The organism is Citrobacter sp. Cpo012 (genome assembly GCF_030333015.1).
Lineage (GTDB): Bacteria > Pseudomonadota > Gammaproteobacteria > Enterobacterales > Enterobacteriaceae > Citrobacter > Citrobacter portucalensis.
In genome coordinates, this window is sequence record NZ_JAOWGR010000037.1 from 539855 (window position 1) to 553907 (window position 14053).

Annotated in this window: 12 protein-coding genes and 1 pseudogene; 4 read left to right on the plus strand and 9 right to left on the minus strand. The window is 49.5% G+C overall.

The genetic code is table 11. The features are described from left to right. Window positions 1–117: 117 nt before the first annotated feature. Window positions 118–1461: a 2-oxoadipate dioxygenase/decarboxylase HglS gene (gene hglS / locus OGX90_RS12460; RefSeq protein ID WP_071446319.1), complete on the minus strand. Its 1344-nt coding sequence runs from the start codon at window positions 1459–1461 to the stop codon at window positions 118–120. A 120-nt stretch (window positions 1462–1581) separates the two neighbouring features. Continuing rightward, a complete protein-coding gene (locus OGX90_RS12465; protein WP_286623970.1) occupies window positions 1582–2484 on the minus strand; it encodes a manganese-dependent inorganic pyrophosphatase in 903 nt (300 codons plus the stop codon). Window positions 2485–2715: 231 nt separating this feature from the next. Here OGX90_RS12465 and pcaQ point away from each other — a divergent pair, with 231 nt between their 5' ends. Beyond that, window positions 2716–3639 carry a pca operon transcription factor PcaQ gene (gene pcaQ, locus OGX90_RS12470; RefSeq protein WP_003020288.1) on the plus strand — a complete coding sequence of 308 codons (924 nt, stop codon included), beginning with the start codon at window positions 2716–2718 and terminating at the stop codon, window positions 3637–3639. Between the two features lie 40 nt (window positions 3640–3679). Here the strand turns inward: pcaQ and OGX90_RS12475 are convergent, their stop codons facing one another. From OGX90_RS12475 to OGX90_RS12485, 3 genes are all read right to left on the minus strand, one after another. Further along, window positions 3680–5368, minus strand: coding sequence for a methyl-accepting chemotaxis protein (locus OGX90_RS12475; protein ID WP_252431248.1), 1689 nt, complete (start codon window positions 5366–5368; stop codon window positions 3680–3682). A gap of 169 nt (window positions 5369–5537) precedes the next feature. After that, a complete protein-coding gene (locus OGX90_RS12480; RefSeq protein ID WP_286623972.1) occupies window positions 5538–6656 on the minus strand; it encodes an S-(hydroxymethyl)glutathione dehydrogenase/class III alcohol dehydrogenase in 1119 nt (372 codons plus the stop codon). A 32-nt stretch (window positions 6657–6688) separates the two neighbouring features. Then, window positions 6689–6964, minus strand: coding sequence for a metal/formaldehyde-sensitive transcriptional repressor (locus OGX90_RS12485; RefSeq protein ID WP_003833178.1), 276 nt, complete (start codon window positions 6962–6964; stop codon window positions 6689–6691). Between the two features lie 722 nt (window positions 6965–7686). On the opposite strand from OGX90_RS12485, the pseudogene OGX90_RS12490 reads away from it, so the two are divergent. Beyond that, a pseudogene (locus OGX90_RS12490) lies at window positions 7687–8049 on the plus strand (CHAP domain-containing protein). After that, on the plus strand, window positions 7931–8503 hold the full coding sequence (locus OGX90_RS12495; RefSeq protein ID WP_286623976.1) for a DUF3828 domain-containing protein: 573 nt from the start codon (window positions 7931–7933) through the stop codon (window positions 8501–8503). Before OGX90_RS12490 ends, OGX90_RS12495 begins: the two are co-directional and overlap by 119 nt. Window positions 8504–8994: 491 nt before the next feature. Here OGX90_RS12495 and OGX90_RS12500 read toward each other — a convergent pair whose 3' ends face one another. The 4 genes from OGX90_RS12500 to OGX90_RS12515 all read right to left on the minus strand — a co-directional run bounded on the left by OGX90_RS12500 (window position 8995) and on the right by OGX90_RS12515 (window position 12855). Then, window positions 8995–9783: a hypothetical protein gene (locus tag OGX90_RS12500; RefSeq protein ID WP_286623978.1), complete on the minus strand. Its 789-nt coding sequence runs from the start codon at window positions 9781–9783 to the stop codon at window positions 8995–8997. Window positions 9784–9968: 185 nt separating this feature from the next. Beyond that, window positions 9969–11015, minus strand: a complete 1047-nt coding sequence (gene ompA, locus OGX90_RS12505) for a porin OmpA (RefSeq protein WP_032943541.1) — start codon at window positions 11013–11015, stop codon at window positions 9969–9971. A gap of 149 nt (window positions 11016–11164) precedes the next feature. Further along, window positions 11165–12433, minus strand: coding sequence for a Y-family DNA polymerase (locus OGX90_RS12510; RefSeq protein WP_048214134.1), 1269 nt, complete (start codon window positions 12431–12433; stop codon window positions 11165–11167). A 2-nt stretch (window positions 12434–12435) separates the two neighbouring features. After that, window positions 12436–12855, minus strand: coding sequence for a translesion error-prone DNA polymerase V autoproteolytic subunit (locus OGX90_RS12515; protein WP_003833182.1), 420 nt, complete (start codon window positions 12853–12855; stop codon window positions 12436–12438). A 260-nt stretch (window positions 12856–13115) separates the two neighbouring features. Here OGX90_RS12515 and OGX90_RS12520 point away from each other — a divergent pair, with 260 nt between their 5' ends. Beyond that, window positions 13116–14042, plus strand: coding sequence for a DMT family transporter (locus OGX90_RS12520; RefSeq protein WP_057068151.1), 927 nt, complete (start codon window positions 13116–13118; stop codon window positions 14040–14042). The last annotated feature ends 11 nt before the right edge of the window (window positions 14043–14053 follow it).

Consider the following 14053-nt stretch of genomic DNA (forward strand, 5'->3'; position numbering starts at 1 on the left):
TGACCGCTCACTCTAGACAAAATTCATTAATAATCCAATTGTTGGTCGCCGATTATCTGTACAAAATCGAAAATATTTTATGTCGATGGGAACAGACCGAATCCCATGTAAATTCCATTAAAGTAAACCACACCGACGTTTACTTCGTTCTTGAGCCTCCTGATACAGCGCAAACTCATCATAAACCGCGCAACCCAGCGCCTGTTCAAACGCGTCGCGGCTGGAATTTCCGTGGCTGCGAGCTTGTGTTTCATTGCCCAAATTGGACTGGAAAATTCCTGCGGCGCTCACCGGTAAAAAATCTTCGTAGGTGATGGGTTGCGCAACCAGCCAGCCCCGTTCAATAAGCGGCTGCGGATCGTCATCAGGGCGAATCGCCTGCCGATGCGCTTCACCCGATGGCGTCAGACGATAGCGGAACCAGGCTAGCCCCTGCTGGCGCAGCAGGAATTCGCTGTCCGGGAAGGCTTTAAACACCTCCTGAAGATGTAGCTGGTGCGTCAGATTGTCTTTCCCCGTTCCCGCTTTATTCAGCAATTCGTCGTACAACGCTCTACCTTTCGGCGTCAGGGCCACGCCGCGCTGTTCGATCTCACCAAAACGTGCCGTGTGAGTGCCGCGCATTTCACCGGCAAACAACACCGGTTCTTCCAGCGCTTTGAAACTGGTCTGACGCAATAAAATGGGCACCTCGCGGCGCGGCGGCCCTTCAATCAGTATTTTCGGTTCAATGCCGCATTCCGGCATCATCGACTGCACCCGGTCAATATCCAGCGTTCGCGGTGTCAGATGGTTGATATGACAACCGGGGAAGCACACCACATCGGCAATCAGCCGGTGTTCGTTGTGTAATGCGTGATAGGCCGCTTCATCGACCGTGGCATGCTGATGCCAGCGAAAAGTTTCCAGCGCTTCATGCACAAATTCTTGCGCCTGTTCAGATGTAAAACTGCCCTGCGCATCAAATTCATCCAGCAGTTCGTGGCAACGGCGAGTGAAAATATCGCGTTTCGCGAGGATCTCAGCGGCTTTTTGCCGCAGCGCGGCGTTTTCGATTAGTTCGAGCCGTAATAACGAGGTGAATACCCGAAACGGGTTGCGCGATAACGAGGCATCGTCGATGGGACGAAAGGCTGTAGAATGTACGGGGACGCCCGCCTGGGAGAGATCGTAATAACTCACCGGATACATGCCCATAACGGCAAACATCCGGCGCAGCGTAGAAAGCTCCTGCGCGGTACCCACTCGAATGGCGCCATGACGCTCAACGTTTAGCCGGGCCAGTTCATCCGCATTCGCCAGTTTTTCATGCAGCGTCGGATTATTTTCCAGTACCGCCAGATTCACATCAGCGACAAGTTCCAGCAACGTGCCGTACTGCGGGACTTCCTGCTGGTACATTGCTGACATTGCCTGCGAAAATTGTTCCCGAATCTCATCTGCCGTGATGGTGTTCGCCATAATGTCATGCCTCCAGTGAATATTACCTGGAGTGTAGAAAACACCGCTGACTCCGGTGGGAAGAATTTACAAAGTGTGACCCCGCGTAAACTTCCCACCCATACAAAAGATGAACAGTACCTACTGGCGTGGTTTCAAATGACTTTCCAGCCAGGGCAGCATCTGTTTTTTACGGCTAAGCATACCTTCGACCTTGCAAGGCTGCGGGATGTCTGAAAGTTCTGATCCAGCAAACCATAGGCTGGTGTCACCCAGATTGATGACAGTGAGCATCAGCACGACTAACGCAGCGTTCTTTTCTTCTGCATAGCGCGCCATTTCCTGACGGAGATCGTCCAGCACCGCATCCACCTGTTGCAGCGCATAGAGTTCGAGCTGCGCGACACAGACTGAATGTCCATGGATGGTGAAGGTTTTAATGTCTTTCTGCAAAAGTTCCCGGGCACTCATCCCTTCCACACTTGTTTTAGCTGACAGCAGGTCGCGACTGAAAGCGTCAAGATCCACTCCGGTTTTTTGGGCCAGCGCATCAACCGCCAGGCGATCGTCAGTGGTCGTCGTTGGCGAACGAAGCGTGACAGTGTCACTCAATACGGCGCCGAGCAGTAAAACAGCCTCAGCGGAAGATAATTGGTTGCGTTCATCCTCCGTCATCAGTTGCCACAGCAGGGTTGCGCTACTGCCGACAGGCTTCACCCACACTTCCGGTGGCAGACGGGTGACTAACCCACCAAGTCGGTGATGATCGATAATTCCCACCACGTTACTTTCTGTTAACGATTCCGGTCCCTGGGCCGGCTCGGTGAAGTCGACCAGCCAGACATCACGATCGGTCAGTTCAAACGTCAACCGTTCAGGCATCGTCAGCCCCGCATGCTCAAAGATAAACTGCGTTTCGCGGTTAGGCTCGCCCAAACGCCATGCCGTCGCCTGCTGGCCACGTAAACTAAGCCAACGCGCCGTCATTGCGGCGGTGCAGATGGCATCGCTATCGGGATTAAGGTGCCCTATTACATGTATCATTCATCAGTGCCTTGTGAAGAGAAATCATTCAAAAGTAAACAATCACCAAAGTATAACGACTGGGCACACTCCCTTCCATGATCCCACCACCCAGCAATGCTGTACAAAACATAAGCAAAATAAATCAGTTGTAAGTAAAACATGATAAATGTTAATAATATTTTGCTATCAGGTTATCAAAAACAAACAACTTTACTTGTCACCGATACGGCTCTGTTTTTAACATCGCTTATGGAAAAAAATGTTCTGTTCAATCAGCGCATTCGCTTGCGCCACCTTCATACTTTTGTCGCCGTTGCACAGCAGGGAACGTTGGGGCGCGCGGCTGAGACCCTTAACCTGAGCCAACCGGCTCTCTCCAAAACGCTAAATGAACTGGAGCAACTGACCGGTACCCGTCTCTTTGAGCGTGGCCGCCTTGGCGCGCAGTTAACGCTGCCCGGAGAACAGTTTCTTACCCACGCGGTAAGAGTGCTGGATGCGCTCAACACCGCCGGACAAGCGTTAAATCAGCGCGAAGAATCGCAGACTGATGTCGTACGGATCGGGGCCTTACCCACCGCGGCACTGGGCATTCTGCCTGCGGTAATTGGTCCTTTCCACAAGCAGCAAATGGAGACCACGCTACAGGTCGCCACCATGAGCAATCCGATGATTCTGGCAGGTTTAAAATCCGGGGAAATCGATCTTGGCATTGGTCGCATGGCCGATCCGGAATTAATGGTCGGTCTGAACTATGAATTGTTGTTTCTGGAATCACTTAAACTGGTCGTGCGCCCTAACCATCCGCTGTTGCAGGAAACCATCACGTTAAGTCGGGTAATGGAGTGGCCGGTGGTGGTTTCGCCAAAAGGAACCGCGCCTCGCCAGCACGCAGAAGCATTGTTGCAAAGTCAGGGTTGTAAAATGCCGCCAGGCTGCATTGAAACGCTGTCAGCATCGCTTTCCCGCCAGCTGACGGTTGATTACGACTATGTGTGGTTTGTCCCTTCAGGCGCGGTTAGAGAGGATTTACGCCAGGCGACGCTGGTGTCGTTGCCGATACCTACCCACGGTGCGGGTGAACCCATCGGTATTCTTACCCGTGTCGATGTGCAACTCTCTCAGGCCGCGCAGATCCTTATCGCCGCAATACGCAAAACCGTACCGTTTTGATGCCAAATATTAAGGGACCATCAGGTCCCTTAATTTATTGTTAAAACGTTTCCCAGTTATCGCCACTGGCCGTTGCCGTCTGCGGACGCGAATGGTCAGGCGTAGTGCTTACGGGAGGGCGTTTAATTGCACTCGTTCCCGTTAAGCGAAATGTACCTACGGCTTCCGTTAAGCGCGCCGCCTGCTCTTCGAGAGAGGCCGCCGCAGCCGATGCTTCTTCAACCAACGAGGCATTTTGCTGCGTAACCTTATCCATTTCTGATATCGCCTGGCTCACCTGTACGATACCCCGGCTCTGCTCATCAGAGGCCGCCGCGATTTCCAGCATGATATCGGTGACGCGTTTTACCGCATCGACAATATCCGTCATCGTATTGCCCGCCGCGACGACTTCTCCGGAGCCCTGGTCAATCAGTCGGACCGATTCGCTGATCAATCCTTCAATCTCTTTTGCCGCCTGAGCGCTGCGGCTTGCCAACGTACGGACTTCACTGGCGACCACGGCAAATCCACGCCCCTGCTCTCCTGCCCGCGCCGCCTCAACCGCAGCGTTCAGTGCCAGGATATTGGTCTGGAAAGCAATGCTATTAATCACGGCTGTGATTTCGGAGATTTTCTTCGAACTCGTTGAGATATTACCCATGGTTTTCACCACGCCAGAAACCATCTGACCGCCCCGACTGGCCTTACCGGACGCATCTTCCGCCAGTTTGCTTGCGTGATGCGCATTGTCGGCGTTTTGCTTCACCGTGGCGGTCAGCTCTTCCATGCTGGCTGCCGTTTGTTCAATCGCTGCGGCCTGTTGTTCAGTACGTGAAGACAGATCGGTATTACCCGCCGAAATCTCGCTGGTACCGCGGTAGATTTCTTCCGCGCCCTGACGTACCGTGCCCACCGTTTTCCCCAACGATCGTTGCATTGTCTGTAGGTGACGGCTCAGACGGCCAATTTCGCTACGCCCGGTCGGTTCATCGTGCATCGTCAGATCGCCTGATGAAATTCGCTCAATACGCTGGGCCGCGCGTAGCAGAGGGTGAATGACGGTACGACGCAGAACAATGAACGTCATCACGGTTAGCACCAGCGCAAGAACGAATGCACCCAGCATAAAAGCCATGCCGAGTTGTGTACGCTGATGCGCCTGTTCGCTTAACTGGTTCGCCCTTGCGGTACGAATGTCGATCGCTTTTAACAATACCTTATTGTAAGCAGAGTCCAGCGGTCGGGCCTGTTCATTTTCATGGTTGATGATCGCTTCAAACATGCCGTTTTTAGCGTACTTCAGCATGGGCTGTAAACCGTCGGTATAGGCTTTGAAGCTGGCGCTCAGTTCAGCATCTAGCGCTTCATCTGCAGACGTTTTTACCGCACGCGACATATAAGCGTTAAAACCGTCCTGCGACTGCTTGATGCGTTTTTCTGCCTCGGCAATATTGGCCTTCATGTCATCCATTTCGGCAATACGGCTCGCCGCGCCGGCGTGGATCATATTGATACGCGCGGTGCGTAAGTGGTTAGAGCTGTTAGATAACCCCATCCTGACCTGAATCTCATCGGTCACGTCGCGCTGATCGCGATCGGCCTGCATAAGAAAATAGCTTGCCAGTCCGGAACTTAAGGCGAACAGCAGAAGGATGCCACCGAGAATGGAGGAAAACAGCGGAACCAGCCGGATTTGATGCAGAAAGCCCAGTTTATGCTGGGCTTGCATCGATGTAGTGTTGTCCATGACCGTCGACTCTCTTGTAGGGTTTATGCGTGAAAACACGCCCGTTAGATAGTCATCGGCAATCCGGGAAGTTTACTTACCGTGAAAAGCGCCGGATTCGTCACACTTTCACAACATAATTCTAAAAAATTCAGGAAAGTGCCAGCGGTTAAATCCGCTGGCCAATGAATCAGTTATCGCCAAAGTGGATAACGGTACGGATGGACTTACCTTGGTGCATTAAATCGAACGCTTCGTTAATCTGCTCCAGCGGTAAACGGTGGGTAATAAAGGGATCCAACTGAATTTTCCCGCTCATTGCTTCTTCAACCATGCCAGGAAGCTGAGTACGCCCTTTCACACCGCCAAACGCGGAACCGCGCCAGACACGCCCGGTAACCAGCTGGAACGGACGAGTTTTGATCTCTTGCCCTGCTCCCGCCACGCCAATGATGATGCTTTCGCCCCATCCTTTATGGCAACATTCCAGTGCCGCGCGCATCACGTTAACGTTGCCGATACATTCAAAGCTAAAATCCACGCCGCCGTCGGTCAGCTCAACGATCACATCCTGAATCGGTTTGTCGTAATCCTTCGGGTTGATGAAATCGGTCGCGCCCATATCACCTGCCAGCTTAAATTTTTCCGGATTGGTATCAACGGCCAGAATACGCCCGGCTTTCGCCTGCACCGCGCCCTGAATTACCGCCAGACCAATACCGCCCAGACCAAATACGGCGACGGTGTCGCCTTCTTTCACTTTTGCGGTGTTATGGACTGCTCCGATACCGGTGGTCACGCCACAACCCAGCAGACACACTTTGTCCAGCGGGGCCTGCGGGTTAACCTTCGCCAGAGAGATCTCCGCGCAAACGGTGTATTCGCTGAAGGTGCTGGTGCCCATATAGTGATAAATCGGCTCACCGTTATACGAGAAGCGCGTTGTGCCATCCGGCATCAGACCTTTGCCCTGGGTCGCACGTACGGCCTGACACAAGTTGGTTTTACCCGATTTACAGAACTTACACTCGCCGCACTCTGCGGTGTACAGCGGGATCACATGATCGCCCGGCTTCAGACTGGTGACGCCTTCGCCTACTTCAACCACAATACCGCCACCTTCATGGCCAAGTACCGCCGGGAATACGCCTTCCGGATCGTCGCCAGAGAGCGTAAAGGCGTCGGTGTGGCACACGCCGGTATGGGTAATTTTAACCAGCACTTCACCTTTCTTTGGCGGTGCGACGTCGATTTCGACAATTTTTAACGGTTGGCCGGGGCCGAATGCAACTGCTGCACGTGATTTCATTTGTCTCTTCCCATTATTGCGAGGTGATGATGTTATTTTAGATAAGCACGCAGAAGATGGCCGATTTCAGCCATGCGCACGGCACGCTGGTCTGGCGTAGTTTCCCCACTGACCAGCTCGTCTTTCAGATGGATCTCAACCATTTCGCCCATCAGGCCATTGGATGCGCCGCGCACAGCGGCAATTTGCTGCAGGATTGCCAGACACGGTTCGCCAGATTCCAGTGCACGCTCAAGCGCATCAACTTGACCGCGAATACGGCGTACACGGGTGAGAATGCGTTTCTTGTCTTCAGGTGAATGCGGCATACGCCCTCCAGATACTATAGGGGGGTATACTATCAGATTTGTTATTTGGCTGTAAAATATATGATTTATTTAATATCAGTAGCTTAGGTTAAGCTGTTATCGGATATATGCGGACACCCGTTTACTATCGCCTGCGCAGGCAAACGGAACCCCGGTTTATATCCACAGCGCTATGTGGGTATGAATGACTGTCGCCAGTTCCCGCTGGCGGCGGTCAACCACCTTCTAATAGTCACTACGCTGCGATGGAGCTGGGTGCTGATTACTGGCAATAAAAAACCGCCCAAGGCCGGCTGATTTTGATGTGTAACGGTTTAGCTAATTGGTTGATGATTAGTGTCTAATATCATTTCCCAAATATTGAAATTCTCTTCAGTACATCTGCCATAAGGTAAAGCTGTCGCCCTGGCTGTACGAAATTACCAATACGATACTCAATCTGTTCACCACCCGATTAGACACAAAAATTTCTTTCATCCGAAGGTTGTTCTGCGCCCCTTTTATTTCACGCTCGCTAATTTAACGACGGACCTTCGTTAACCACTTCGACTCCGCCCCCCCCTTTTTTTATTACCTAAATATATAATCCAATGTTTTATGACTTAATTAACTTCATATTTATTCTTGATGATGATTAACATCACTTAATGATAATTTACAAAAACAATTAAATTTAAAGCGTAATGTTTTATTGTGTTTTTTTATTAATACAAGGAAACGTTATGAGCTGGAATAAAGATGCTGCCGTTAATTACGCACGAAATCGCGCAGGAAGTGCCAGTCAACATAGATGCGCTCATTTTGTTTCTAATGCCGTACGCGCTGGCGGCGCTAGACTCATTAATACAAACTATGCATAAGATATGGCGTTTAACCTACGTGCAGCAGGCTTTCGAGCTGTGTATGGCGCCCCAATGAAAGGCGATGTTGCTGTAATACAACCGATCGCTGGCCATCCGGCGGGACATGCTTGCATTTACGGCGGTGATGGCACCTGGTATTCAGATTATAAACAAAACAGCATGTGCCCTGGCAATAATTGGGCATCTGCGGCACCGTCTTATCAATTATTCAGGCACAATTGATATGAATTTATTAATATTTACCAGCCTATTAATCTGCACTTCCGCGTTCGCGACTGTTTCCCCTACTGGCCCAGAGGCAGCAGCATTGAAATTTAATCACTGGTATGTTGCACAATTGTTAAAAGAGAAAAATCCTTTAACGGATTACGCTGGACTTAAACCTTACGTCACTACCAGCACGATTGCCGCATTGAAAAAATCTAATGCGGCTGACCCCAATACCGAAGACGTACCGGACTCTGATATGTTTATCAAAGCCCAGGATTATAGTGAAGACTGGCGGCAGATCGAGATTGTGTCGTCAGATTATGATCCCGTGTGTATGCAAGTTTATGTGTCGTTTGGAACGAATCAAGCACATACCGTTATCGACTGTATGGTGCAGGAAGGCGGGGCCTGGAAAGTTCAATCTGTAGCCAGACAGGATATCTTGCCGAACATCAGTCTAAAGTAATCTATGTAAAGCCCGTTAATTCGTACGGGCTTCATTCCCCTTAATTATTTTTTCGTTGCGCTATAAGCTTGCGCAAATCGATACCAAACCGTTTTTTAATACCCCGAAGATAACTTCCTTCAGCCCCTTATAACCGAGCATACCCAACACAAACACGATCTCATTGTGTGTAAATGTGACCTCGCCAACTTGCGGGATAGTGAACGTTACGTTTGGGAGGTGAGCTGCTGCAAACATCATGATCACTGCCCCGATCAGGACGTCACCGCAACATTCACGGAACTTTCCACCCCAATGAAAAAACCGAACGATAACGCCCAGGGCAACCAGGATTACTAATTTATGGTTCACCGCAGCAGATTTATCAATACCTCATCACAGGCCATCGCGAGGGAACGGATATTATTCAGCATTTCAAGGAGTACGGCAGCAGAGAAACGCAGCATCACAAGTTTGTATTACTGCCAGGACTAAAAAAAATTGTTTTTTTATCACATTAATTTGAACAACACCCTGATTGGCTTTAACTGTGTCAGATGCACCCAAAGATTATGTAAATTAATAAGGCCTGCCTGAGCTAATATTGCTATCGTGATCATCAATGTGGATGCAGTAATTACAAGCATTAAGCGGTTAATGTTTCGTTGGATCCTGAAATGTTGCTTGTCCCTTCTCTCCTCAGATTCCCATGTGACAATTGTTGAAATAGCCTTGCCTTGTATATAATATTTTTCATCACTAAATCTGACATCCTCTGTAATTACAAGTGACTGGAGCAGCAGAAAGACCTTCCTCCTGAAATCTTCATTCTTGATATGTTTATACCAAAGCGTCCCGTACAATAGATCAATAACCTCATCACATGTTACTCCAGTGTGAGTTTTCTCTGGCGATTGATGTACATATTCGTTCACCAGCATCTGTAGCAACATTATACGATCAAGTCCACTCAACGCCTTGTTACTGGTGAATGAAGAAAAGAGATTGTTTTTTGCTCTCGTCAGCGCATTTTTTGCATAAGCAATACGTGTAAAATAATTTATTGCAAAAAGAAAAATCGAATCAAACCTTAATGGACCTTGCTTTCTCCAATGAATAATCTCAACATTCATTTTTTCAATATCATTGAGTGGAAGGTTTATTTTCTCCATATAGGCGTGCTGCTCAGCATGCCATTTTTCAAGCACAACATTTTTGCCTCTTAGGCTCACAAGCTGATATTTTTCTTGTTTTACATCCGAAAAATAAACACCATAGTAATTATATACTTGATCATCCACATGATTTTTCAGAGTAAACCGTGGCAGAAAATAACGCCATAATCTACCTTTAGCTCTCGAAACTAAGGATTCTATGAACATAATTACGCTCTAACATCTTTAATTTGTCACAGTTAATGATAGTCCACTGTGCGAATAAAAAAGCCCTCCCCATTCGATAATGTGGAGGGCTTTTGTACACCGATTTAGTACTTATCAGTGATCTCAACAACGACATGGCGATCTGGAGCAAGGCAATTAATCAGCTGCTGTCCGGTCTGCCCATCACAACTGGATCCCGTGACAGAATCACTCGAACCGTGTCCTTGTGCAGTAATATTTGCAGCTGGCATGCCTAACGCGACTAATTCATCGGCAACAGCCTGCGCGCGCTGGGCTGACAGTTGCTGGTTATAATCTGCGGCTCCGGTGCGATCGCTATAGCCAATAACAACGGTCGCTTTGTCTTTGGCCGGTTGCAGACCGGGATTTCGGTATAACTGCGCAATCGCCGCTTTCCCTTCTGGGGTTAATGCTGCTGAATCATAACCAAACATCACATCAGATTTTAAGTTAAAACGCTGAGGTTCAGGCGCAGGAGTTGCGGCAACTGCCGGTGCAGGCGTAACCTCCGCGTCGTCATGCTGGCCAAAGCGATATGACAACCCAGCGGTAACGGAACTAACATCACTTGATACGCCAATCTGGTTTTCATTACCCACATTGCTCACCCATTGATATTCCACGCGACCAGCCCAGTTCTTGTTAAAGGCATATTCCGTACCAACAGCCACAACCGGACGCACACCAGTATCAAAGCGGTTATTGCCTTTAATATCTGACTCCGCGCGATATCCCATTGCCCCTGCACGACCGTAGAGATCCCAATCATCAGTCAAACCATAACTTGCTTTCAGCGATAATTGCAGACCCTGGCTTTTCATTTGAGAACCAGAAGAACCATTTTTACCGTTGAATTGCATATTACCTAAATAATCATAGCCGCCTTCAACTGCCAGCCATGGAGTAATCTGGTAGCCTGTAAATACCCCGCCACCGACGTTATCGCTATCAAAACCAACATCACCATATTTATTACCATTAGCCCCCGTTTGCTGGCTTGCGCTGGTATCAAAGTAATGCGACCAACCAAATTTCCCACCAGCATACCAGGTTCCCGCATCCGCTGCGGCAAATGCCGTAGTCGCGGTCAGTGCATTTGCAATAATGAGTGTAATAAGCGTCTTTTTCATAAATTTCCTATTATAGACTTGCCGTTTGTCAGTTAGTTATCTGTTAGTCGGCGCTACAATAAGATTTTTAATGAAGGCTGATAATCGTTTTTTTATTTATTTCTGGACAGTTTTAGAATCGCTCTTAAGACTTATTTACGATAACCACCCTACCCAACCCGCAGTAAATCACTGTATCTCGTTGTATAACGCGGTGAGAGCATATCTCGCTTCATCGCCCACGGTTGTTGTATACCTTGTCCGGCAAAATAGAGCGTTCCTTTACCTTTTTCAGCATTGAGCGTATCCAGAACGGCCATCAGCTTATCGCTGTTATGCCGTGGGGCGTTGTCATCAAACAGATTCAACTGCGCAACGCCAGAACTAAAAAAATCGCCCAGCATGACCCCTGCTTTTTGATAACGCAGCCCCTCCCGCCATATTGCGTCCAGGCTACGTGTGGCCGCCCTTATAATTTCCCGACTATCCTGGGTTGGTGTCAGCAGTTTTATCGATGCGCTGTTACCGTAATACGGTTCATTCAGGGAAAATGGGCTGGTTTTGATAAACGTAGAGATAAACCGGCAGAACTGGTGCTCTCTGCGTAATTTTTCCGCAGCACGTGCAGCATAGGTACAAATAGCCTCTCTCATCGCATTGTAATCCGTGAGTTTTTCACCAAACGATCTTGAACAAATGATCTCCTGCTTAACTGGCGCAAACTCTTCCAACGCCAGGCACGGTTCACCGCGCAATTCCCGCACAGTGCGCTCAAGCACAACGTTGAAATGTTTGCGGATAAAGCGAATATCGGTATCCGCCAGGTCGCAGACCGTTTTAATGCCCATAGCGTCCAGTTTTTTACTGATACGGCGTCCGACACCCCAGACTTCATCAACCGGGAGCGCAGCCATCAGCTTACGCTGACGCTCAATATTCGAGAGATCCACCACCCCGTCAGTCTGTTCCTGCCACTTTTTGGCAGCATGGTTCGCCAGCTTGGCCAGGGTTTTGGTCTGGGCGATACCGACCCCAACCGTGAGGCGCGTTTTCTGTAAAATGGTTTCTCTGATTTCACGACCAAAATCTGTAAGATCCCTGCAGTTTCGCACGCCAGTTAAATCACAAAAGGCTTCATCGATACTGTACATTTCCACGCGCGGAGACAGCTCCTCCAGAATCGACATTACCCTGCTGCTCATATCCGCATACAGCTCGTAGTTCGAACTAAAGCAGAACACGCCGCAGCGCCTGAACAGATCTTTCTGTTTGAAGTATGGTGCTCCCATATTGACGCCAAGCGCCTTCGCTTCCGCGCTGCTGGCAATGACGCAGCCATCATTATTTGAAAGAACAACAACGGGTTTACCTTTCAGGTCCGGTCGGAATGCCGATTCACAACTGGCATAAAACGAATTAACATCCACCAGCGCAAACATGATCAGCCCGCGGATTTAATGATAAATGTCACCACGCCAAATATATCCAGCGTGTCCTCGCTGCCGATCATGATCGGTGCGTAGGCGCTGTTCTCTGGCTTCAACATCACCACCGGATGCAATTGCAGGCGCTTAACGGTGAATTCGCCTTCAATAGCAGCAATCACAATGTCTCCGTGGGCCGCTTTTCTGGCACTGTCGACTACCAACAAGTCGCCAGCACCGATCCCTGCCCCCATCATGGAGTCGCCAGACGATTTTACAAAATAGGTTGCGCTGGGATGCTGCACCAACAGGTCGTTAAGATCGATACGTTTCTCAACGTAATCCTGCGCCGGAGAAGGAAAACCGCAGGGCACGAGATCGCTAAATAGCGGGAAGTGTTTGATTTCGGGGTGTTCAACTGGCTGGAAAAACAACATAATAATCTGCCTCTCATGTAACTGTATTTATATACAGTAGTTTTAATGAGAACAGTGATCAAGTGACAGACGTGGCGAACTGAGCGTTGTTTAACCATCTTGCCGGTAAGCGTTTATGCTATCTGGAAAAATAATTTTCGGTTTTATTCCACAGAAGAAAGTACAAATTTTCGCGACATGTACTCAGCCGGAATGATAACGACTACGGCGCCCTGAAAGCGCGTATAGTGGCGTACTAAAATCATTAAAACGGACACATTATGACCACCGCAGGGAAAAGTCATCCGCTGGCCATTGGCGGCCTCATCACCTTAACGCTCATCTGGAGTTACAGCTGGATCGCGATGAAACAGGTCACGCACTACATCGGCGCGTTCGACTTCACCGCACTACGCTGTTCTTTTGGCGCATTATTGTTATTCATCGTTCTGTTACTGCGTGGCCGAGGAATGCGCCCGACACCTTTCGGCTATACGTTAGCGATCGCCTTGCTACAAACATGCGGCATGGTTGGATTATCACAATGGGCGCTAGTCAGCGGCGGTGCAGGTAAAGTAGCCATACTGAGTTATACCATGCCATTCTGGGTGGTGATTATGGCCGCCATTTTCCTCGGTGAACGCATGCGGCGTTTACAGTATTTCGCCATTGCCGTGGCAGCTGCGGGATTATTGCTGGTTTTACAGCCATGGCAACTGAACTTTGCCTCAATGCAGAGCGCGCTACTGGCGATCCTTTCTGGGATCAGTTGGGGGGCCAGCGCGATTGTCGCCAAGCGAATGTATACCCGCCATCCGAATATCGATCTGTTAGCGTTGACCGCATGGCAGATGCTGTATGCCGCGCTGGTGATGAGCCTGGTGGCCTGGCTGGTTCCACAGCGAGATCCAGACTGGCAACCTGTCGTTTTCTGGGCATTAGCTTATAGCGCCGTGCTGGCGACGGCGCTGGCATGGAGTTTATGGCTGTTTGTGTTGCGTAACTTACCAGCCAGTATTGCCAGCTTAAGTACGCTGGCGGTACCTGTCTGTGGCGTTCTGTTTTCCTGGTGGTTGCTGGGTGAAGAGCCTGGCGTTGTTGAAGGCTGCGGTATTATGCTGATTGTTGTTGCGCTGGCTATCGTCAGCCTGAAAAAACGCGTCTCCCAGGTTCAAAGCGTACGAAAAGCACCACCCTGCGAAAATTAATCGGCTAAAAA

Coding starts and splice junctions, on each gene's coding strand:
- OGX90_RS12520 (WP_057068151.1), top strand. CDS start 13,116: ATGACCACCGCAGGGAAAAGTCATCCGCTGGCCATTGGCGGCCTCATC.
- OGX90_RS12485 (WP_003833178.1), bottom strand. CDS start 6,964: ATGCCGCATTCACCTGAAGACAAGAAACGCATTCTCACCCGTGTACGC.
- pcaQ (WP_003020288.1), top strand. CDS start 2,716: ATGGAAAAAAATGTTCTGTTCAATCAGCGCATTCGCTTGCGCCACCTT.
- OGX90_RS12510 (WP_048214134.1), bottom strand. CDS start 12,433: ATGTTTGCGCTGGTGGATGTTAATTCGTTTTATGCCAGTTGTGAATCG.
- OGX90_RS12515 (WP_003833182.1), bottom strand. CDS start 12,855: ATGTTGTTTTTCCAGCCAGTTGAACACCCCGAAATCAAACACTTCCCG.
- OGX90_RS12495 (WP_286623976.1), top strand. CDS start 7,931: ATGCTTGCATTTACGGCGGTGATGGCACCTGGTATTCAGATTATAAAC.
- OGX90_RS12465 (WP_286623970.1), bottom strand. CDS start 2,484: ATGATACATGTAATAGGGCACCTTAATCCCGATAGCGATGCCATCTGC.
- OGX90_RS12475 (WP_252431248.1), bottom strand. CDS start 5,368: ATGGACAACACTACATCGATGCAAGCCCAGCATAAACTGGGCTTTCTG.
- OGX90_RS12480 (WP_286623972.1), bottom strand. CDS start 6,656: ATGAAATCACGTGCAGCAGTTGCATTCGGCCCCGGCCAACCGTTAAAA.
- ompA (WP_032943541.1), bottom strand. CDS start 11,015: ATGAAAAAGACGCTTATTACACTCATTATTGCAAATGCACTGACCGCG.
- hglS (WP_071446319.1), bottom strand. CDS start 1,461: ATGGCGAACACCATCACGGCAGATGAGATTCGGGAACAATTTTCGCAG.